This window comes from Rhizobium sp. 62_C5_N11_2 (genome assembly GCF_051811185.1).
Lineage (GTDB): Bacteria > Pseudomonadota > Alphaproteobacteria > Rhizobiales > Rhizobiaceae > Rhizobium > Rhizobium leguminosarum.
The window spans coordinates 3,324,039-3,343,111 of record NZ_JBPWPW010000001.1; the positions used below are offsets into that span (position 1 = coordinate 3,324,039).

A 19,073-nucleotide genomic window follows, 5' to 3' on the forward strand; every position below is an offset into this window, starting at 1 on the left:
TGACGTCGCCCGAAAACCGCTCACACTTTTCGGCATCATGCTCTAGATTCATAGATTCCAGACTTTCGGCACAGGCGCACCATTTCGCAAGGCGGAAATGACCGGGATCAGGATTTTTCTGAGTGAGAAGCCGTCGGCTGCCGCAAGGCGGACAACGAGCTTGCCGTCCCAGGCGCTCGCACCGCCCATCGATCCTTCGACGAGCGGCCGGACTTTGCCAAGATAGGCTTCCGAAAGCGGCCCGGCATAAAGCAGCGTCGCAAACGCCACCTGCCCGCCGAGCACGGCCTGGCGCGCGGCAAGGGCCGCTACGCCGTCGGACAACCTCAGTTCTTCGGCATGGATCAACCGCCCCGAGCGGCGGATGCGCCAGCGGTCGCGAAACAACCCGGTCTCCACCGTCTCACCCATTGCCTTGCGGCCGAGCAGCACGGCTTCGACGGCCAGAAATTCGGAGTCTTCGTCAAGATCGACATCCAAGCGGCGGGAAAGCGCTGCCCGGTCGAAGAGGATCGTTTCCTGCGGCAGCCAGTCGACACGGGCTTGAGCTCCAACCTCGATGCTGGTCGTCACCTCGGCGGTACCGGCCGATGCCTTGTAGATCTTCTCGCAAGCCTGGGTGGTAACGTCGATGCGCGTGCCGGCGCCGGCATCAACGCTCCAGTCCATCCGGTCGCCGCCCGTCAGTCCGCCTGCTGTGTTGATGATGACTGCTTCCATCGAGGCATCGAAGGTATCCGGCAGGCGGATCTTCGCCGCCCCTTCCTGATAGAGTTCACGAATGCGCGTGCGGCCATCGAACAGCTTCGCCGCCAGATGCCCGCGCCCTTCCGCTCTCTGCGGTCTCGTACTCGCCGCCACGGTCGTCATATCGTCCCTTTCGGTCGCGCCACCGTTTTCATTCAATCGCGCGGATGACGGAAAGCAAGCAATTCCTATGCCGTCTGGAGCAGACCAGCAGAGGCAGAGGAAGATTTTCCAGGCTCCGTGTCCCTTGCTGCAAAATGCGGCATTTGCCGGTCAGACAGTCAGATGGCGGCGGGCCTCCGGTGTATCCAGCGTTTCGGCAAGCCCTTCATGGACGATCTCGCCGCGATCCATGATGTAGACGTAGTCGGCGAGCTCTCGGCAGAAATCCAGATATTGTTCGACGAGAAGGATCGCCATGCCGGTGGAGTCACGCAAGTAGCGGATCGCCCGGCCGATGTCCTTGATAATCGAGGGCTGAATGCCCTCGGTCGGTTCGTCGAGCACGAGAATCCTAGGCCGCGTCACCATGGCGCGCCCAATCGCCAACTGCTGCTGCTGCCCACCGGAAAGATCGCCGCCGCGACGTGACAACATCGACTTCAGCACCGGGAAGAGGCTGAAGATATCATCGGGGATGTTGCGGTCGCGGCGGCCAAGCGGTGCAAAGCCGGTTTCGAGATTTTCCTTGACGGTGAGCAGCGGGAAGATTTCGCGCCCCTGCGGGACATAGCCGATACCCTGCTTGGCGCGGGCAAAGGGCGGCAGGCCGTTGAGCCTGGTGTCGTTGAAGGTGACCGCGCCCGCCGACAGCGGATGCTGGCCGGTAACGGCGCGCAGAAGAGAACTCTTCCCCACGCCGTTACGCCCCAGCACGCAGGTGATCTTGCCCATCTCGGCCTTGATCGAGATGCCGCGCAGCGCCTGAGCGGCGCCATAATGCAGGTTTGCGTTTTCAACTGTCAGCATGATGCCGTCTCCCGAATCTTTGTGGGACCGCAATAGACCCCTCCCCAACATTCAATGGACCCATCATCCCTCACCGCCCCAGATAGTTCTCGATCACCTTCGGATCGGAGCTGACGAAATCGATCGACCCTTCCGCCAGCACCGAGCCTTCCGCGAGGCAGGTCACCTTGACGCCGAGGTCGCGAATGAAGCCCATGTCGTGCTCGACGACGACGACCGACCGGGTCTTGGCGATATCCTTGAGCAGGATTGCGGTTTCTGCAGTCTCCGCATCGGTCATGCCGGCCACCGGTTCGTCGACGAGCAGAAGCTTCGGCTCCTGCGCCAGCAGCATGCCGATCTCCAGCCACTGCTTCTGCCCGTGCGAGAGATTGGCGGCGAATTCGTCGCGGCGGTGCGTCAGCCGCACCGTGTCGAGGATTTCCTCGATGCGTGCCTTGTCCTCGCCCGAAAGCCGGTAGAACAGCGTCGAGAACACACCACGACGTCGGTTCAGCGCCAGCTCCAGATTGTCCCACACCGTATGGCTTTCGAAGACTGTCGGCTTCTGAAACTTGCGGCCGATGCCGAGCTGAGCGATATCGGCCTCATCCTTCTTGGTGAGATCAATCGTACCGTTGAAGAACACCTCACCCTCATCGGGCCGGGTCTTGCCGGTGATGATATCCATCATCGTCGTCTTGCCGGCGCCGTTAGGGCCGATGATGGCGCGAAGTTCACCGGGCTCGATGACGATCGACAGCGAATTCAGCGCCTTGAAGCCGTCGAAGGAAACCGAAACGCCGTTGAGATAAAGCACGCTATTGGGTTTGACGTCGGGAATCATGGCGCTCACTCCGCTGCCTGGATTTTCGGCTCGATACCGTCTTCCTCAGCCGCCGGCGGGGCAGCCTTGGAGACAAGCTTCCGCTTGCCAAGATATTGCGCAATCGTGCCGACGACGCCCTTCGGCAGGAACAGAGTGACGGCGACGAAGAGACCGCCGAGTGCAAACAGCCAGAACTCCGGGAAGAGGCCGGTGAAGATCGTCTTGCCGCCGTTGACGAGGATCGCGCCGATGATCGGCCCGATCAGCGTCGCCCGCCCGCCGACCGCGGTCCAGATGACGACTTCGATCGAATTGGCAGGGGCGAATTCGCCGGGATTGATAATGCCCACCTGCGGCACGTAGAGCGCGCCGGCAATGCCTGCCATCATCGCCGAGACGACGAAGGTGAAGAGCTTGAAATGCTCAACGCGGTAGCCGAGGAAGCGCGTGCGGCTTTCGGCATCGCGCACGCCGACCAGCACCTTGCCGAACTTCGAGCGTACGATCGCCGAAGCAATCATCAGCGATAGAGCGAGGAAGATCGCAGTTGCGGCAAAGAGGGCTGCACGCGTGCCGTCAGCCTGTACGTTGAAACCGATAATGTCCTTGAAATCAGTAAGGCCGTTATTGCCGCCGAAGCCCATGTCGTTGCGGAAGAAGGCCAGCAGCAGCGCGTAGGTCATCGCCTGGGTGATGATCGAGAGATAGACGCCGTTGACGCGTGAGCGGAAGGCAAACCAGCCGAAGACGAAGGCGAGCAGACCGGGTACGACGAGCACCATCAGCGCCGCAAACCAGAAATGGTTGAAACCGTACCAGAACCAAGGCAGATCCTTCCAGTTCAGGAACACCATGAAGTCGGGCAGAACAGGATCTCCGTAGCTGCCGCGCGTGCCGATCTGGCGCATCAGATACATGCCCATCGCATAGCCGCCGAGCGCAAAGAAGGCACCGTGGCCGAGGGAGAGGATGCCGCAGAAGCCCCAGACGAGGTCGAGCGCCAGCGCCAGCAGCGCATAGGTCAGATACTTGCCGAACAGCGACATGATATAAGTCGGCACGTGTAGCGGATTGGTCGGCCCCGTCATCAGGTTCAGGACCGGCACGAGGACCGCGACCAGAAGCAGGAGGGCGATGGCAATGACGATCTTGCGATCGAGTGATCGGAGAAGGAAGGCCGTAATCATGCTTCCACCGCCCTTCCTTTGAGTGCGAAGAGCCCGCGGGGACGCTTCTGGATGAAGAGAATGATGAGGACGAGCACCAGGATCTTGCCGAGCACGGCGCCTGCAAAGGGCTCGAGGAACTTGTTGACGACGCCGAGCGAGAGTGCACCGACCAGCGTGCCCCAGAGATTGCCGACACCGCCGAAGACGACGACCATGAAGCTGTCGATGATGTAGGATTGACCGAGGTTCGGCGAGACGTTGTCAATCTGGCTGAGCGCCACGCCGGCGATACCGGCAATGCCCGAGCCGAGCGCGAAGGTGAAGGCATCGACCCAACCGGTGCGGATGCCCATCGACGACGCCATGCGGCGGTTCTGCGTAACGGCGCGCATCTGCAGGCCAAAGGCGGACCGCTTGAGCAGCAGGAGCAGCGCCACAAAGACCACCATCGAAAAGACGATGATCCACAGTCGGTTCCAGGTGATGGAGAGCCCGCCGAGATCGAATACGCCGGACATCCAGGTCGGATTGCGGACCTCGCGGTTGGTCGGGCCGAAGATGCTGCGCACCGCCTGCTGCAGGATCAGCGACACACCCCAGGTGGCGAGCAGCGTTTCGAGCGGCCGACCGTAGAGATAGCGGATGACGGCGCGCTCGATCAACAGACCGACGAAGCCGGTAAAGACGAAGGCCGCAGGCACAGCAAAGGCCAGCGAATAATCGGCAAGCTCAGGAAAGGCGGAGGTTATGTATTCCTGCACGACATAGGTCGTATAGGCACCGATCATCACCATTTCGCCATGCGCCATGTTGATGACGCCCATGACGCCGAAGGTGATGGCAAGGCCGATCGCGGCAAGCAGCAGCACCGAGCCGAGAGACAATCCGTACCAGATGTTCTGGACGATGTCCCACAGCGCCAGGCTGCGATTGATGGAACTGATATCCGCCTGGATCGCCGGCTTCAGGTCTTCAGGCGCGGTTTCGAGTGTGGTCGTGAGGATGGTCAGCGCATCGCGATTACCGCGCGCCGCGATCGTATCGATCGCAGCCTTCTTGTCTTCGACGCTCGCATCCGTCTTGAGCAGCAGCACTGCGCGCGCCGCTTCCATCGTATTCTTGATCTCTGCGTCCTTTTCGGCCGCCAGCGCCGAGTTCAGCAGGTCGAGATTGGCGGGGTCGGCATCTTTCAGGAGGCCCTGCGCCGCGGCAAGCCGCGCGGAACGGTCCGGGCTCATCAGCGTCAGTTGGCTGGTGGCGGCGCTGATGACGCCGCGAAGCGCGTTGTTGATCTTGACCTTCGTCATCAGATCCGGATCGACATCTGCAGCGGGTTCGCCGGTGATCGGATCGGAATAGGTCGGTTCGTCATCGGTACCGCCCTGGAGAAGAACCGGGCCGCCATCAGAATTGACGTAGAGAAGGCCGTCGCTCAACTGCTGCAGGATCTGGCTGACATGCTGGTCCTTGGAGGCGACCAGCGCTTTGATGGCCGCTTCGCGTTCCGGGAAGTCGCCGACGCCGAGCGCGTCGATGAGCACATGGATATCGTCCTGAGCCTGGGCTTCGCTCGAGATTATCACGCCCGAAAATGTCAGGCCCGAAAATGTCAGGCAAACCGTGATGAGGAAAATCTTTATGGCGCGATACATCGGCTTTCTCGCCCTTGATAGTGTTGGCCTCGCGGCGCAATCGCTGGGACGGAGCTTCCGCCCGGGATCAAACCCGGACGGAAGCCTTCAGGCAATCATTGGATCGGGGCCGTACTCAGGAACCCTTGCCACCGCACTTGCCCGTAGCAACGTTGAAGTTGCCGCAGGACATCGGCTTGCGCCAATCGGAGATCAGGTCCTTGGAATCAGGCAGGTAATCCGACCATTCGTCACCGACGACGGCAGGTGTCTGCTGGACGATTTCGAACTGGCCGTCGGCCTGAATTTCACCGATCAGCACCGGTTTGGTGATGTGGTGGTTCGGCATGACGGTCGCATAACCGCCGGAGAGGTTCGGAACGCTGACGCCGATGATGGTGTCGAGAACCTTGTCGGTGTCGGTCGTGCCGGCAGCCTGGACGGCCTTAACCCATGCGTTGAAACCGATATAGGCGGCTTCCATCGGGTCGTTCGTCACGCGCTTGTCGTTCTTGGTGAAAGCGTGCCAGTCCTTGATGAACTTCTTGTTGGCAGAGCTTTCGACCGACTCGAAGTAGTTCCAGGCAGCGAGATGGCCGACGAGCGGCTTGGTGTCGAGACCGGCAAGCTCTTCTTCGCCGACCGAGAAGGCGACGACGGGAATGTCGGTTGCCTTGATGCCCTTGTTCCCCAGTTCCTTGTAGAAGGGAACGTTGGCATCGCCGTTGATCGTCGAGACGACGGCGGTCTTCTTGCCGGCCGAACCGAATTCCTTGATCTTGGAAACTTCGGTCTGCCAGTCGGAGAAGCCGAACGGCGTGTAGTTGGTCATGATATCTTCTTTCGGAATACCCTTCGAAATCAGATATGCCTCGAGAATCTTGTTGGTCGTGCGCGGATAAACGTAGTCCGTACCTTCGAGAACGAAGCGCTTGACGCCCTCTTTTTCCATCAGGTAGTCGACAGCAGGAATGGCCTGCTGGTTCGGAGCAGCACCGGTGTAGAAGATGTTGCGCGAGGACTCTTCGCCTTCATACTGGACCGGGTAGAAGAGGATCGAATTGGTCTCTTCGAAAACCGGCAGAACGGACTTGCGCGACGAGGACGTCCAGCAACCGAAGACTGCGGCAACCTTGTCCTTCTGGATCAACTCACGAGCCTTTTCGGCAAACAGCGGCCAGTCGGAAGCCGGGTCGACGACGACGGCCTCAAGCTTCTTGCCGAGAAGGCCGCCCTTCTTGTTCTGCTCGTCGATGAGCATCAGCATGGCGTCCTTGAGCGTGGTCTCGGAGATGGCCATGGTGCCGGAAAGCGAGTGCAGAATGCCGACCTTGATCGTGTCGTCGGCGGCAACCGCACCGCTGAAGGCAGCCGAGGCCGCCATGACGGCGCCGAGTGCAGCGCCCGTAATAGTAGTTCTGAGATTCATCTGGTTGAGCCCCTCTTCTTGTTCCGCAACAGGCCGGAAACGGAGATTAACTGTTGCTTAAGGGACTATCGGGCGCTGCAGCGCAAAAACACATACGCAAAATGACGTAGGCGCGGGGGTCAAACAGGCAGACCAGGGAAGGAAGGGCATCCCCGCGGCGGGAGATGCCCTGTCTCGATACCGGAATTTATCCGTCGATCGTCAAAGTGACTGATGTCGGGCCGTAGGAGAGGGTCGCCTTGTGGCCGGAAACCGTGAACTTGCCGAAGGTGCCAGTCACGGCACTCGCCTTCAGGATTTCGATCTTCGTTCCGGGCGTTGGGGCATAGCCATCGGCAATCGTCACGTCGAGGTCGCCGGCCAGCACTGCCTTGCCTTCGACAACCAGCGTGCCCGCGCCGTTTTCGCCGAGCGCCGACTTCGCCGTGGCATTGGCGAGTTGCTGATAGTCACCGCTCACGGTCAAAGGCTTGTCGGCCGCCAGAACGAGCGAGCCGCCATTGACCGTCAGCTCGCCACGACCGAAGGCCGACGGCGACAAGGCCACCAGCGCGCCCTCTTCCAGCACGGTGCCGCCGGCATAGCTGTTGGCGCCTGAAAGCCCGAGGATGCCGTTGCCGCGCTTCACCAACCTGCCCTTGCCGGTAATGTGGTTCCGCCAGGTGTCGATCGAATTGAACCCGCCCTTTGCCGCGTCCATCGTCACGGTCACGTCCTGTTCGAACGCAGCGTAACCGTCGGCGGCGGCAAACAGGTTGAGACGGCCGTAACCTTCCACATCGTCGAGGAGCGGGTAGCCGGAGGCGATCTCCGTCGTCTTCAGCACGTCGCGGCGCTGCTCGCCGTCCAGATAGGGCAGACGCGTTTCGAGAAGCGCTTCAGCGCCCTGCGGCACCCGCGCCGGCTGATCGGTCGCATGGATCGTCGGCAGGCCGTAGCTCAAGCGCTGCAGCACGTAGGCTCGGTTGGCGTCATGATCGGCGAAACGGTCTGCGGCAAGCGGTGCCGCGTGGGCAGCGACCTCGAGCGCACCTGCATCCGCAACGCCTGACTTGGCGATAAGCCATGCCTGCGCTTGGGCGTAAGCATCGCTCTTCAGCGCCGCATTGTCGGCCTTGTTCAGATTGTAGACGACCGTAGCGGTGCCGAGCATCCGGCCGCCCATCACGTCGAGAGGAGAATGCATGCCGGCAAGGATGCGGTCTTCACCCAGTTCGCTGGCGCGTGTGATCATTTCCTGAAAGCGCTGCGGCACGAGATAGGCCATGGCGAGCGCATCCCGCCAGGCTTCCGCCGTATGCCCGCTGGGGAAACCGCCGTCCTCGACCGGCTTGCCGCTCTTGGCGGGCTCCAGCGTCGGGACGACCGATACGTCCTGGCTCCAGCGGTAGGGACGGCCATATTTGAAATAGCGCTTGGCCGGTTCCGTCGAACCGTCACCGCTTGCGGCGTTGATGAAGTCGATTGCAAGGCCCATGTCGGGGTTGGCATCGGTCTTGTTTTCCGCGTCCGGCTTGCTGCCGGCGCCGCGATTGTTGCCCTTGTCGTCATATTTGACCGTCGTCGCGTCGGCCGCCACCGCGGTGATCGTGGTGGTCTGCTTCGAACCGGCCTTCCAGGCATCCGTCAGCGGACCGAGACCATCGACAATGCTGGCATTCTTGCCGCGCCGATCGTCGAGATAGGCGGCCACCGCTTGATCGGCCGTCCGCGCCCGCGTCGCATTGACGACATAGGCGATGTTCGCATCATGGACAGCCTGGTTGACGATATGGCCGTCGGTCTTGCTGGCGGGAATACCGTCCCAATCCGTCTTGGCGACAGCCGGGCAATTGTCCTTGGCCGGGGCCTCGACACCCGCATCGACGAAAGGCGTGCGCGGAGTCCAGATTTCAAGGAAGCCGGAGAGAAGGTGAACGGCGGCGTTGGTGTCTGCCGTCGAGAAGCAGGCGTCACCACGCTTGTTGGTGTTTCCGGCCTCCACATAAGGAACTTTGGCCGCCGTGGCCTGCTCGGCGCTGGCAAGCGATGGCACGATCGAAAGAAGGCAGACGAGGGCGGTGCTCAGGCGGCAGAGGCTTAAAACAGACATGGTGATACCCGAAATGGTTGAACGAACGCCGGGAGAGTTAGAGCTCTTACGTGACGGATCAATTGCAAATATATTGCCATTCTGTGAACCAGTCGGTGCCCGCCTCTTGCCTTTCCCAACCATCCCGCCAAAACTGCCAGAGAGACGATGAGCCCAACCGGAATGCCGGAAAGGAAGACATGGCAGCGCGCCAACGCATCATTCCGGTGAGACGCGAATACAATCGCTGGGTCGCCAACCAGACGCTGGAAGATTACGCGTTGCGCTTCACCGCAAAGAGCGCTCGCCATTTCTCCTCGCAGCGCATCTCGCAGACGGCGATCGGCGCGATCTCCTTCCTGGCGCTGGAGGCAATCGGCGGCGCGATCACTCTCTCCTACGGCACCACCAACGCCTTTTACGCCATTATCGTCGCCTCGGTCGCCATGCTGGCGATCGGCCTGCCGATCAGCCGCTACGCCATCCGCCACGGTGTCGACATCGATCTTCTGACGCGTGGCGCGGGCTTCGGCTATATCGGCTCGACCATCACCTCGCTGATCTATGCAAGCTTCACCTTCATGCTGTTTGCGATCGAGGCTTCGATCATGTCGGGGGCGCTGGAGCTTACCCTCGGGATCCCGCTCTGGATCGGCTACATCATCAGCGCCGTCATGGTGATCCCGCTGGTGACGCACGGCGTGCGGCTGATCAGCAAGTTTCAGCTGATGACCCAGCCCTTCTGGATCGTGCTGAATATCCTACCCTTCATCTTCATCGCCTTGCTGGACTGGGAAAAATTCGATCTCTGGCGCGCCTTTGCCGGCATCCGCCATGCCTCCGGTCCGCCCGGCACCGTCGCCGAATTCGATCTGGTGGAGTTCGGCGCTGCTTCTGCCGTCATCCTGGCGCTGATGTCGCAGATCGGCGAACAGGCCGACTTCCTGCGCTTCCTGCCGCCGGATCCACAGCGCAAGTGGCGCCATCGCCTGGCGATCTTTCTCGCCGGGCCCGGCTGGGTCATCATCGGCGCCCCGAAGCTGCTTGCCGGTTCATTCCTGGTCGTGCTGACCTTCACCTCGGGTGTGCCCCTCGATCGCGCCGCCGACCCGGCGCAGATGTATCTGACCGCCTTCGGCTACATGGTCCCCTGGCACAATGCGGCGCTGCTGTTGATGGCTGCCTTCGTCGTCGTCTCGCAGCTGAAGATCAACGTGATGAATGCCTATGCAGGCTCCCTCGCCTGGTCGAACTTCTTCTCGCGGCTGACCCACAGCCATCCCGGCCGCGTCATCTGGTTGGTCTTCAACGTCGCAATCGCCCTGCTTTTGATGGAACTCGGCATTTACCGGCTGCTGGAGGAGACGCTCGGCATCTTCTCGATCATCGCAATGGCCTGGCTCTGCACGATCTCCGCCGATCTCTTCATCAACAAGCCGCTGGGCCTTGCTCCCCCCGGCATCGAGTTCAAGCGCGCCCACCTCTACGACATCAACCCGGTCGGCCTCGGCGCCATGACGCTGTCGGCGACGGTGTCGCTGATCGCCCATTTCGGTGCCTTCGGCGACATCGCCGCCTCGCTCGCCCCCTACATCACCCTCGTCATCGCCCTAATCGCCTCGCCTGTCATCGCCTGGGCGACGAAGGGCAAGTTCTACCTCGCCCGCAAGCCGCGCCAGAGCTGGAAGAACCTGACGAGCATTACCTGCTCGGTCTGCGAACACCCGTTCGAGCCGGAGGACATGGCCTGGTGCCCGGCCTACGCCGCGCCGATCTGCTCGCTCTGCTGTTCGCTCGACAGCCGCTGCCACGATATGTGCAAGCCCGCCGCCCGTTTCAACGCGCAGGTCGGCACCGTCGCCAAGGCGCTGCTGCCGGAAACCATTCTGGGGAAGCTGACGACGCGCCTCGGCCGCTACGGCATCGCCGTCGTGCTCGCATTGACGGCCATCGGCGCGATCCTGGCGATGATCGCCCATCAGGTCGCCTCCGCCTCACCCGCGACCGCCGAAGTCGTCAACCGCACCATCTTCATCGTCTTCTTCGTCTTCTCGGTAATCTCAGGCGTTGTCTGCTGGTTCTATGTGCTCGCCCATGACAGCCGCGTCGTTGCCGAGGAGGAATCCTCGCGCCAGAACACGCTGCTGCTCAAGGAAATCGCCGCCCACAAGAAGACCGACGCCGCCCTGCAGAACGCCAAGGAGACGGCCGAGGCCGCCAACCGCGCCAAGAGCCGCTACGTCGTCGGGCTCAGCCATGAGCTGCGCACGCCGCTGAACGCCGTACTCGGCTACGCCCAGATCCTCGAACGTGACGAGACCATCCCGGCGCCGCGCCAATCCTCGATCAAGGTCATTCGCCGCAGCGCCGAACACCTCTCCGGGCTGATCGACGGCCTGCTCGATATTTCCAAGATCGAGGCCGGCCGCCTGCAGGTCTATTCCAACGAGATCAACATCCAGGATTTCCTCGACCAGATCGTCGATATGTTCCGCCCGCAGGCGCAGGCAAAGGGGCTCACCTTCATCCATGAGCGCTCGCCGGCCTTGCCGCAGTTCGTCCGTACCGACGAAAAGCGCCTGCGCCAGATCCTGGTCAACCTGCTCTCCAATGCCATCAAGTTCACCGACGAAGGCAGCGTCACCTTCGATGTCGGCTATCGCAGCCAAGTCGCGACCTTCACCGTCACTGACACCGGCCGCGGCATCACGGAGAAAGACCTGACCCGCATCTACGAACCCTTCCAGCGCGGCGAGGCCGAAAGCGTGCGGCCAATGCCGGGGCTTGGCCTCGGCCTCACCATCACCCGGCTTCTGACCAACACGCTCGGCGGCGAGATTTCGGTCTCGAGCGTGAAGGACGAAGGCTCGACCTTCCGGGTCCGGCTGATGCTGTCCGGCGTCATGCGCGCCGTGGCCGCCGCACCGCAAGAAAAGCGCATTGTCGGTTACGACGGCCCGCGCCGCACGGTCGTGGTCGTCGACGATAACGAGGACCACCGCGAGATGATGCGCGAAATCCTGGCGCCGCTCGATTTCATCGTGCTGACGGCGGCAGGCGGCGGCGAATGCCTGACGCTGATCGAGGGCATCATACCGGACCTCTTCCTTGTCGATATCCTGATGCCCGGCATGAACGGCTGGCAGCTCGTCTCGCGTCTGCGCGAGGCCGGTCAGACGGCGCCAGTGCTGATGCTTTCGGCCAATATTGGTGATGCAGCGGTTCTCAGCGACAGTGACGACAGCCATAACGATGCGATCGGCAAACCGGTCGACATCCGCCAGCTGCGCGACAAGCTCGCCCTGCATCTTGGCCTGAAATGGATCTTTGCCGATGCCGCGCCAGCCGTTCCTGTTAAGATCGAAGCGCCGATGCTGAGCCCAGGCGCTGCCCATATCCAGGAATTGCTGCGGCTCGGCGAGATCGGCTATATCAGAGGTATCGAAGCCAAGCTTTCCGACCTTGCCAAGGTGGAGGCAAATCAGCCATTCACAGAGGAACTTCGCGCCTATGTCGCCGCCTTCGATCTTGCCGGCTTCATGACCTTCCTGCACGACTTCGACGAAAAGGTGGAACCCATTGCCTGAGCCGGCCCTCCCCCGCGACATCGTTCTGCTCGTCGACGACTCGGCCGAAGCACTCGGCTTCTTGACCGACGCACTCGAACAATCCGGCTTCTCGGTGCTGATCGCCACGTCGGGCACGGCCGCACTTGGTATCGTCGAGCGCATCACGCCCGATATCATCCTGCTCGACGCGGTGATGCCCGCCATGGACGGCTTCGAGACCTGCCGTCGGCTGAAGGCGAATGCCGCGGTGGCACAGGTGCCTGTCATCTTCATGACCGGCCTGACCGAGACCGAGCATGTCGTGCACGCGCTGGAATCCGGCGGCGTCGATTATCTCAGCAAGCCAATCAACATCGATGAACTGCGCGCCCGCATCCGTGTCCATCTGCGCAACGCTCGCTCGGCCCAAAGCGCCCGCATCGCGCTGGACGCGGCCGGCCGCCATCTGCTTGCTGTCAAGGGCGACGGTGCCATCCACTGGTCAACGCCGCAAGCCACACGGCTGGTCAATGCGGCCATGGGCAGCGACGACGGCATGGAAATCGTCGTCCACCATATCGCCGACTGGATGCGCGACCGCGTCGCCGCGGTGCGCGACGGCATCATCTCCGTTGCCCATGCCGGCCAAGCGGCGCTGCAGCTCGCCTTCCTCGGCGCAATCGGCCCTGACGAATATCTCTTCCGCCTCACTGCCGCCAATCAGCGCAGCGACGACGCGGTGCTGCGCCAGCGGTTTTCGCTCACCCAGCGCGAATCCGAAGTGCTGCTCTGGATTGCCAAGGGCAAGGCCAACCGCGACATCGGCGAAATATTGGGACTGTCGGCGCGAACGGTGAACAAGCACCTCGAACAGATTTATGTGAAGCTCGGCGTCGAGAACCGTGCCTCAGCCGCCGTGAAGGCCACGCATGTGCTGCACGAGATGTGAGATGGCGTTGGCGGCTGGTCGCTAAACCACCCGATCCGGCACATCCCTGCCCTCGAAAAACGCCGCCACGTTGTCGACCACCTTCATGCCCATGGCGGTCCGCGTCTCTTCCGTGGCGCTGCCGAGATGCGGCAGCACCATGACGTTCTCCATCCGCCGCAGCGCCTCCGGCACATCAGGTTCCGCCTCGTAGACGTCAAGCCCGGCGCCGCGGATTGTGTCCGCCTTGAGCGCTGCAATCAGCGCCGCCTCATCCACCACGTCGCCACGCGCCGTATTGATGAGAAAGGCGCCCGGCTTCATCGCCGTAAGCCGTGCCGCATTTATCAGGTGTCGGTTCTCCGCTCCACCGGGGCAATGCAGCGAGACGAAATCGGCCACCGCCAGCACGGCCTCGATCGTCGGCAGCTGCCGCGCGCCGTAACGCGCCGCCTCCGGTGGATCGACCGGCGAACGGTTGAAGAACACCACGTCCATGCCGAAGCCGAAATGGCAGCGTTGCGCGAAGGCCTTGCCGATTCGGCCGAAACCGATGATGCCGACCGTCTTCCCGGTCACCTTGGCGCCGACCATATGCGTCGGGCACCAGCCCTTCCATGCACCAGCGCGTACCTGCCGCTCGCCCTCACCGCCGCGCCGGGCAACGGAGAGCAGCAGCAACATGGCGATATCGGCCGTGCAGTCGGTCAGCACGCCCGGCGTGTTTGTGACCGCAATGCCTCTCTCCCTGGCAGCGGATATATCGATGTGATTGTAGCCGACGCCGAAATTGCCAAGGATCTTGGTGACAACAGGCACGCCGTCGAAGACAGCGGCGGGCAACCGATCGGAAACCGTCGGCAATACGGCATCATAAGTCGAGAGCGCCAGCCTTAGCTCGTTTTCACCGAGCGGAATATCGTCAGGATTGAACGTCACGTCGAAACGTTCGGCAAGGACGGCTTCCACCGTGGCTGGCCAGCGCCGGGTGACGAGAATGCGGGGTTTGGACATGACGGTTCCACTCAACGCTTCAAAACGATGCCAAGAGTTAGACCAGCCAGGCGAAAATTGAAACGTCCGCAAAAAGAAAGAAGCCCGGTCGGAACCGGGCTTCGATAATCATGTCCCATAAAGGGGAGCGAAGCTTACATGCCCTGCGGGAAGTAGCTGTACTTGCCGTCCGGACCCTTCTTCCATTCGTACATGATGTAGCCGGGGATCTTCGGATCGCCCTTTTCATCGAACGAAATGTCGCCGAGAACGGTCGGGAACGGGCCCTTTTCCTTCATAGCCTTGGCAACGGCCTCAGGATCCAGCGAGCCGGCAGCCTTGGCGGCCCCGGCAATCGTCTGCATCGCAGCGTAGGAATAGAGCGTGTAGGCTTCCGGATTGAAACCAGCGGCCTTGAACTTTTCGACGAGTTCCTTGTTCGCAGGGTTCGCCGTCGGATCGGGGCCGAAGGTGTTCAGCGTACCGGCGACGGCGTCGCCAGCGATCGAGGCCAGTTCGTTCGAAACGATACCGTCGCCCGAAACCAGCGTCGCCTTCAGGCCCTGGTCAGCCGCCTGGCGGATGATGAGACCGGCTTCGGTGTGCAGACCACCCCAATAGATGATCGAGACGCCGGCTTCCTTCATCTTGGCGATGAGGGCCGAGAAGTCCTTGTCGCCGACATTGATGCCTTCGTAAATGACTTCCGTCACGCCGGCGGCGTTCATAGCCTTCTTGGTTTCGTCGGCAAGGCCCTGACCGTAGGGGGTCTTGTCGTGAACGACAGCGATCTTGGCGTCCTTGAAGTGATCGGCAAGATACTTGCCGGCGATGGCACCCTGCTGGTCGTCACGGCCGCAGGTGCGGAACGTGTTCCAGAGGCCCCGTTCCGTGAAGGTCGGGTTCGTCGCGGCCGGGGTGATTTCGAGGATGCCGTTTTCGGCATAGACTTCCGAAGCCGGAATCGAAACGCCCGAGTTGAAGTGGCCGATGACGAACTTGACGCCGTCAGCAGCGAACTTGTTGGCAACCGAAATGCCCTGCTTCGGGTCGGAGACGTCGTCGCCGAGTTCGATCTTGATCTGCTCGCCGTTAATGCCGCCAGCAGCGTTGATGTCGGCGGCCGCCTGTTCAGCACCCTTCTGGAGCTGAGCGCCGAACGCGGCGTTCGGACCAGTCAGCGGACCAGCGACAGCGATGAGAACGTCGGCCCACGCGTTGCCGCTGAAGGCGAGCATCGCCGTCAGAGCCACTGCCGACAGAAGAGACTTCTTCATATTATTACTCCCAATTTTTGGGCGGGTTCCGGTCCAAGGCCCAGCGCACTACCCACCATTGACTGCGCCAGGAAAGCTGTTCCACTCGGAAGGCAATTCATGCCTAGTTTCAACGGACTGTCAATGTTTGTCCTTCCACGAAAACGCGGAAGTCTTTTCGTACAGCCAGTAATAGTTGTTAACCATCTGATTGGTGCGGCGGTGGCGGAAGCCGGCCGTCGAGAAGACCAGCAGCGTCACGAAATCGAGGATATAGTAGAAGGTGCTAAGCATTGGCCCATTGAACAGGGCATGATGCAGGAACTGCATCGCCCAGGCGAGCAGAAATGTATAGACGATGACCAGCGGATAGTCGCTCCAGCCCTCGGCAACCGCTTTGCCGGCGCGCCAGGCCGTCCAGAAGCCTAAGAGCAAGACGATGACACGGATCGCCACAAGGGGGCCGACATCCGCTTCGAAGAAAAGTCCCTGCATGTCAAACTCTCCTTTCGACCTAGTGTCTTCCGCCTTCGAGATAGGCGGCGCGGACCTCGGGATTGGCAAGAAGCTCCTTGCCGGAGCCGCTCATCGTCACCTTGCCGTTCACCATCACGTAGGCGCGGTGAGAAAGCCTGAGGGCGGCGAACGCGTTCTGCTCGACGAGGAAAACGGTCAGCCCCTCCGCCTCGTTGAGCTTCTTGATCGCCTCGAAGATGCCCTTGACGATCAGCGGCGCAAGACCGAGCGAGGGTTCGTCGAGAAGCAGCAACTTCGGGCGCGCCATCAGCGCGCGGCCGATCGACAGCATCTGCTGCTCACCGCCCGAAAGCGTTCCGCCGCGCTGGGCGTGACGTTCCTTGAGACGCGGGAAGAGCGTGAAGATCTTCTCGACGTCTTCGGCGAAGTGTTTCAGATTGTCGAGGCCTGCGCCCATCTGAAGATTTTCCAGAACCGTCATGCGCGGGAAGATGCGGCGGCCTTCTGGCGACTGTGCAATGCGTAGACGGGCAATTTCATGCGTCGGCATGCGGGTGATGTCGCGGCCCTCGAAGACCACCGAACCGGTGCGGGCCTGCGGGCTGCCGCAGATCGTCATCATCAGTGTCGACTTGCCGGCGCCATTGGCGCCGATCAGGCTGACGATCTCGCCCTTGTTGACGTGGACATCGACGCCGGCCAGCGCGCGGATATTGCCGTAATAGGTTTCGACGCTGTTGACCTGAAGGAGCGGTTGACCGGTCATTACTTCATCGCCCATCAGTTTGCGCCTCCTTCGAGCTGCTCGACGGCTGCGATCACCTCTTCCACTTCTTCATCCTCGACACCGAGATAGGCCGCGATAACCCTCGGATCGTTCTTCACGTGATCCGGCGTGCCATCGGAAATCTTCTGACCATATTCGAGGACGACGACGTGGTCGGAGATTTCCATGACCACCGACATGTCGTGCTCGATCAGCAGGATCGACGTTCCTGTTTCGGCGCGAATGCTCTTCAGCAGCGCGTTGAGCGTTGCCGATTCCCGGGGGTTGAGGCCGGCAGCCGGTTCATCCAGGCAAAGCAGCTCGGGGCCAGTGCACATGGCGCGGGCAATTTCGAGACGCCGCTGGGCGCCGTAGGGCAGGTCGCCGGCGGGGTCGTCGGCGCGGTCGATCAGGTCGGCCTTCTCAAGCCAGAAACGGGCAAGCTCGATCGCCCCGGCCGCTTCCCGCTTATAGGGGCCGACACCGATGAGGCCGAGGATCGTATAACCCGATGCCTTCATCAGCTTGTTGTGCTGGGCAACCAGCAGGTTTTCGAGAACGGTCAGGCCGGAGAACAGCCGGATGTTCTGGAAGGTGCGTGCGACCTTGGCTTCCCTCGTGATGCGAAAGTCCGGCAGGCGCTCCAGCAGGTATTGCTTGCCGCTCTTCTGGTTGAACGTGATCATGCCCATCGTCGGCTTGTAGAAGCCGGTGATGCAGTTGAAGACGGTGGTCTTGCCAGCACCGTTCGGCCCGATCAGCGCGGTGATATCGCCACGCTTGGCTTCAAAGGAGAAGTCGTTGATGGCCATCAGGCCGCCGAACTTCATCGACAGGTGTTCGACCTTGAGCAAAGTGTCATCAGACATCGTATTCGTTACGGGGCTCATCAACCATGGCCCTCCTTGATGAAGCTTCCGGATATCGCCTTGCGCTCTCTGAGGAAGGCTGTCGGCTCACGCGAGCCGACGAAGCCGCGCGGCTTGAACAGCATGACGACGACCATGGCGAGGCCGAAGATCAACATGCGGTAGAGTTCCGGCGTAAAATCGGGTCCAAAGATGAGTTTTAGGAAGTCCATGCTGCGCAACAACTCGGTGCCGCCGACCATGACGATGGCGGCAATCGCGATGCCGGTCAACGAACCCATGCCGCCGAGAACGACGATAGCGAGAATGACGGCCGATTCCAGGAAGACGAAGGATTCCGGCGAGACGAAGCCCTGGCGGGCGGCGAAGAACGAGCCGGCGAAACCGGCAAACATCGCGCCCGTCGCAAAGGCGGTGAGCTTGGTCGTGACCGTGTTGATGCCGAGCGAACGGCAGGCGATCTCGTCTTCGCGCAAGGCTTCCCAGGCGCGTCCGATCGGCATGCGGCGCAGCCGGATGGTGACATAGGCCGTCAGCATGCAGAGCGCCAGGATCAGGTAAAAGAGGAAGATCTTGTAATAGGCCGAGGAGATCGGCAGGTGAAAGAGCTTGGCAAAGCCGCCGGCCGTCGCATCGAAGGGAATGCCGAAGAGTGTTGCCTTCGGGATGCTCGAGATACCGAAAGTGCCCTTCGTCACTTCAGTCCAGTTGATGAGGACGAGACGAATGATTTCACCGAAGGCAAGCGTCACGATGGCCAGGTAATCGCCGCGCAGGCGCAGCACCGGGAAGCCGAGAATGACGCCCCAGAGTGCCGCGAAGATGCCCGAAAGCGGCAGCAGCACCCAGAAGGACAGGCCGAAATAGCTCGAAAGCAGCGCGTAGGAATAAGCGCCAACAGCATAGAAGGCGACATAACCGAGGTCGAGCAGGCCGGCGAGGCCGACGACGATGTTCAGCCCCCAGGCGAGCATTACATAGATCAGGATCTGGATGCCGAAATTGTCGACATATGTCAGCGAGCCCTGAGGGCCTTTGAACGCCACCACCACCATGGGATAAAGCAGCAGCGCGATCAGCGCGATCTTCAGGAAATGCCGGTGGAAGAAGCTCTTCTCGGTTGAGATGTCGAGTTCGCCCTGTCTCGACTTTGCCAGCTTGCGGCTATCGAGATGCGGCCGCAGGAAAACCACCGTGGCGAAGCGGCCGATGGCGGCGACCGCGACGAAGATCGCAAGCAGGCCCCAGCGCTGGACAATGATCAGCTCGTTGCTGATGTTCTGGTCAGTCTTGAGGCCGACATAGAGAACGAACATGCCGAACGACAGGACGGCGGCGAAAAGAGCTTCGGTAAGGCCTTTGCGGACAAGTCCGGCATCGGGCTTGCCTGCAGAATTTTCGATGTTTGCCAT

General features: G+C 61.4%; 15 protein-coding genes. 2 read left to right on the forward strand and 13 right to left on the reverse strand.

The window, feature by feature from the left end; translation table 11 throughout:
* Nucleotides 1-48: 48 nt before the first annotated feature.
* From AB8B31_RS16655 to AB8B31_RS16685, 7 genes are all read right to left on the reverse strand, one after another.
* Nucleotides 49-870 carry an urease accessory protein UreD gene (locus tag AB8B31_RS16655; protein WP_018517017.1) on the reverse strand — a complete coding sequence of 274 codons (822 nt, stop codon included), beginning with the start codon at nucleotides 868-870 and terminating at the stop codon, nucleotides 49-51.
* Nucleotides 871-1,020: 150 nt separating this feature from the next.
* Nucleotides 1,021-1,716, reverse strand: a complete 696-nt coding sequence (urtE, locus tag AB8B31_RS16660; RefSeq protein WP_018243293.1) for an urea ABC transporter ATP-binding subunit UrtE — start codon at nucleotides 1,714-1,716, stop codon at nucleotides 1,021-1,023.
* 70 nt (nucleotides 1,717-1,786) lie between these two features.
* The gene (gene urtD / locus AB8B31_RS16665) at nucleotides 1,787-2,542 is read right to left on the reverse strand and encodes an urea ABC transporter ATP-binding protein UrtD (protein WP_018446880.1); all 756 of its coding nucleotides are present in this window, start codon (nucleotides 2,540-2,542) and stop codon (nucleotides 1,787-1,789) included.
* A gap of 5 nt (nucleotides 2,543-2,547) precedes the next feature.
* Nucleotides 2,548-3,711, reverse strand: coding sequence for an urea ABC transporter permease subunit UrtC (gene urtC, locus AB8B31_RS16670; protein ID WP_018243295.1), 1,164 nt, complete (start codon nucleotides 3,709-3,711; stop codon nucleotides 2,548-2,550).
* Nucleotides 3,708-5,345, reverse strand: a complete 1,638-nt coding sequence (gene urtB / locus AB8B31_RS16675; protein WP_018243296.1) for an urea ABC transporter permease subunit UrtB — start codon at nucleotides 5,343-5,345, stop codon at nucleotides 3,708-3,710. Before urtB ends, urtC begins: the two co-directional genes overlap by 4 nt.
* Before the next feature lie 115 nt (nucleotides 5,346-5,460).
* Nucleotides 5,461-6,753 (reverse strand): urea ABC transporter substrate-binding protein, encoded by a 1,293-nt coding sequence (gene urtA, locus AB8B31_RS16680; protein ID WP_018243297.1) that lies wholly within the window; start codon nucleotides 6,751-6,753, stop codon nucleotides 5,461-5,463.
* Between the two features lie 187 nt (nucleotides 6,754-6,940).
* Nucleotides 6,941-8,845 (reverse strand): acid phosphatase, encoded by a 1,905-nt coding sequence (locus AB8B31_RS16685; RefSeq protein WP_026188503.1) that lies wholly within the window; start codon nucleotides 8,843-8,845, stop codon nucleotides 6,941-6,943.
* Nucleotides 8,846-9,024: 179 nt separating this feature from the next.
* On the opposite strand from AB8B31_RS16685, the gene AB8B31_RS16690 reads away from it, so the two are divergent.
* Nucleotides 9,025-12,411: a hybrid sensor histidine kinase/response regulator gene (locus AB8B31_RS16690; protein ID WP_018243299.1), complete on the forward strand. Its 3,387-nt coding sequence runs from the start codon at nucleotides 9,025-9,027 to the stop codon at nucleotides 12,409-12,411.
* A complete protein-coding gene (locus tag AB8B31_RS16695; protein WP_018243300.1) occupies nucleotides 12,404-13,321 on the forward strand; it encodes a response regulator transcription factor in 918 nt (305 codons plus the stop codon). The genes AB8B31_RS16690 and AB8B31_RS16695 overlap by 8 nt, the downstream gene beginning before the upstream one ends.
* 21 nt (nucleotides 13,322-13,342) lie before the next feature.
* On the opposite strand, the gene AB8B31_RS16700 is transcribed toward AB8B31_RS16695, so the two are convergent.
* The 6 genes from AB8B31_RS16700 to livM form a co-directional block, all read right to left on the reverse strand.
* Complete coding sequence (locus tag AB8B31_RS16700; protein ID WP_018243301.1) at nucleotides 13,343-14,314, reverse strand: 2-hydroxyacid dehydrogenase; 972 nt, start codon at nucleotides 14,312-14,314, stop codon at nucleotides 13,343-13,345.
* A gap of 134 nt (nucleotides 14,315-14,448) precedes the next feature.
* Nucleotides 14,449-15,570 (reverse strand): branched-chain amino acid ABC transporter substrate-binding protein, encoded by a 1,122-nt coding sequence (locus AB8B31_RS16705; protein ID WP_018243302.1) that lies wholly within the window; start codon nucleotides 15,568-15,570, stop codon nucleotides 14,449-14,451.
* A 120-nt stretch (nucleotides 15,571-15,690) separates the two neighbouring features.
* On the reverse strand, nucleotides 15,691-16,044 hold the full coding sequence (locus AB8B31_RS16710) for a DUF6867 family protein (RefSeq protein ID WP_018243303.1): 354 nt from the start codon (nucleotides 16,042-16,044) through the stop codon (nucleotides 15,691-15,693).
* A gap of 19 nt (nucleotides 16,045-16,063) precedes the next feature.
* Nucleotides 16,064-16,807, reverse strand: a complete 744-nt coding sequence (locus tag AB8B31_RS16715) for an ABC transporter ATP-binding protein (RefSeq protein ID WP_018243304.1) — start codon at nucleotides 16,805-16,807, stop codon at nucleotides 16,064-16,066.
* A complete protein-coding gene (locus AB8B31_RS16720) occupies nucleotides 16,807-17,682 on the reverse strand; it encodes an ABC transporter ATP-binding protein (protein ID WP_018446887.1) in 876 nt (291 codons plus the stop codon). The genes AB8B31_RS16715 and AB8B31_RS16720 overlap by 1 nt, the downstream gene beginning before the upstream one ends.
* Nucleotides 17,682-19,073 carry a high-affinity branched-chain amino acid ABC transporter permease LivM gene (gene livM, locus AB8B31_RS16725; RefSeq protein WP_018243306.1) on the reverse strand — a complete coding sequence of 464 codons (1,392 nt, stop codon included), beginning with the start codon at nucleotides 19,071-19,073 and terminating at the stop codon, nucleotides 17,682-17,684. The genes AB8B31_RS16720 and livM overlap by 1 nt, the downstream gene beginning before the upstream one ends.

What these genes read in the sequence shown, in the direction of transcription:
- AB8B31_RS16715 (WP_018243304.1), bottom strand. Translation starts at nt 16,807, where the DNA reads ATGGGCGATGAAGTAATGACCGGTCAACCGCTCCTTCAGGTCAACAGC.
- AB8B31_RS16720 (WP_018446887.1), bottom strand. Translation starts at nt 17,682, where the DNA reads ATGAGCCCCGTAACGAATACGATGTCTGATGACACTTTGCTCAAGGTC.
- AB8B31_RS16705 (WP_018243302.1), bottom strand. Translation starts at nt 15,570, where the DNA reads ATGAAGAAGTCTCTTCTGTCGGCAGTGGCTCTGACGGCGATGCTCGCC.
- AB8B31_RS16700 (WP_018243301.1), bottom strand. Translation starts at nt 14,314, where the DNA reads ATGTCCAAACCCCGCATTCTCGTCACCCGGCGCTGGCCAGCCACGGTG.
- AB8B31_RS16685 (WP_026188503.1), bottom strand. Translation starts at nt 8,845, where the DNA reads ATGTCTGTTTTAAGCCTCTGCCGCCTGAGCACCGCCCTCGTCTGCCTT.
- AB8B31_RS16710 (WP_018243303.1), bottom strand. Translation starts at nt 16,044, where the DNA reads ATGCAGGGACTTTTCTTCGAAGCGGATGTCGGCCCCCTTGTGGCGATC.
- urtA (WP_018243297.1), bottom strand. Translation starts at nt 6,753, where the DNA reads ATGAATCTCAGAACTACTATTACGGGCGCTGCACTCGGCGCCGTCATG.
- AB8B31_RS16690 (WP_018243299.1), top strand. Translation starts at nt 9,025, where the DNA reads ATGGCAGCGCGCCAACGCATCATTCCGGTGAGACGCGAATACAATCGC.
- urtC (WP_018243295.1), bottom strand. Translation starts at nt 3,711, where the DNA reads ATGATTACGGCCTTCCTTCTCCGATCACTCGATCGCAAGATCGTCATT.
- urtD (WP_018446880.1), bottom strand. Translation starts at nt 2,542, where the DNA reads ATGATTCCCGACGTCAAACCCAATAGCGTGCTTTATCTCAACGGCGTT.
- livM (WP_018243306.1), bottom strand. Translation starts at nt 19,073, where the DNA reads ATGGCAAACATCGAAAATTCTGCAGGCAAGCCCGATGCCGGACTTGTC.
- AB8B31_RS16655 (WP_018517017.1), bottom strand. Translation starts at nt 870, where the DNA reads ATGACGACCGTGGCGGCGAGTACGAGACCGCAGAGAGCGGAAGGGCGC.
- urtE (WP_018243293.1), bottom strand. Translation starts at nt 1,716, where the DNA reads ATGCTGACAGTTGAAAACGCAAACCTGCATTATGGCGCCGCTCAGGCG.
- urtB (WP_018243296.1), bottom strand. Translation starts at nt 5,345, where the DNA reads ATGTATCGCGCCATAAAGATTTTCCTCATCACGGTTTGCCTGACATTT.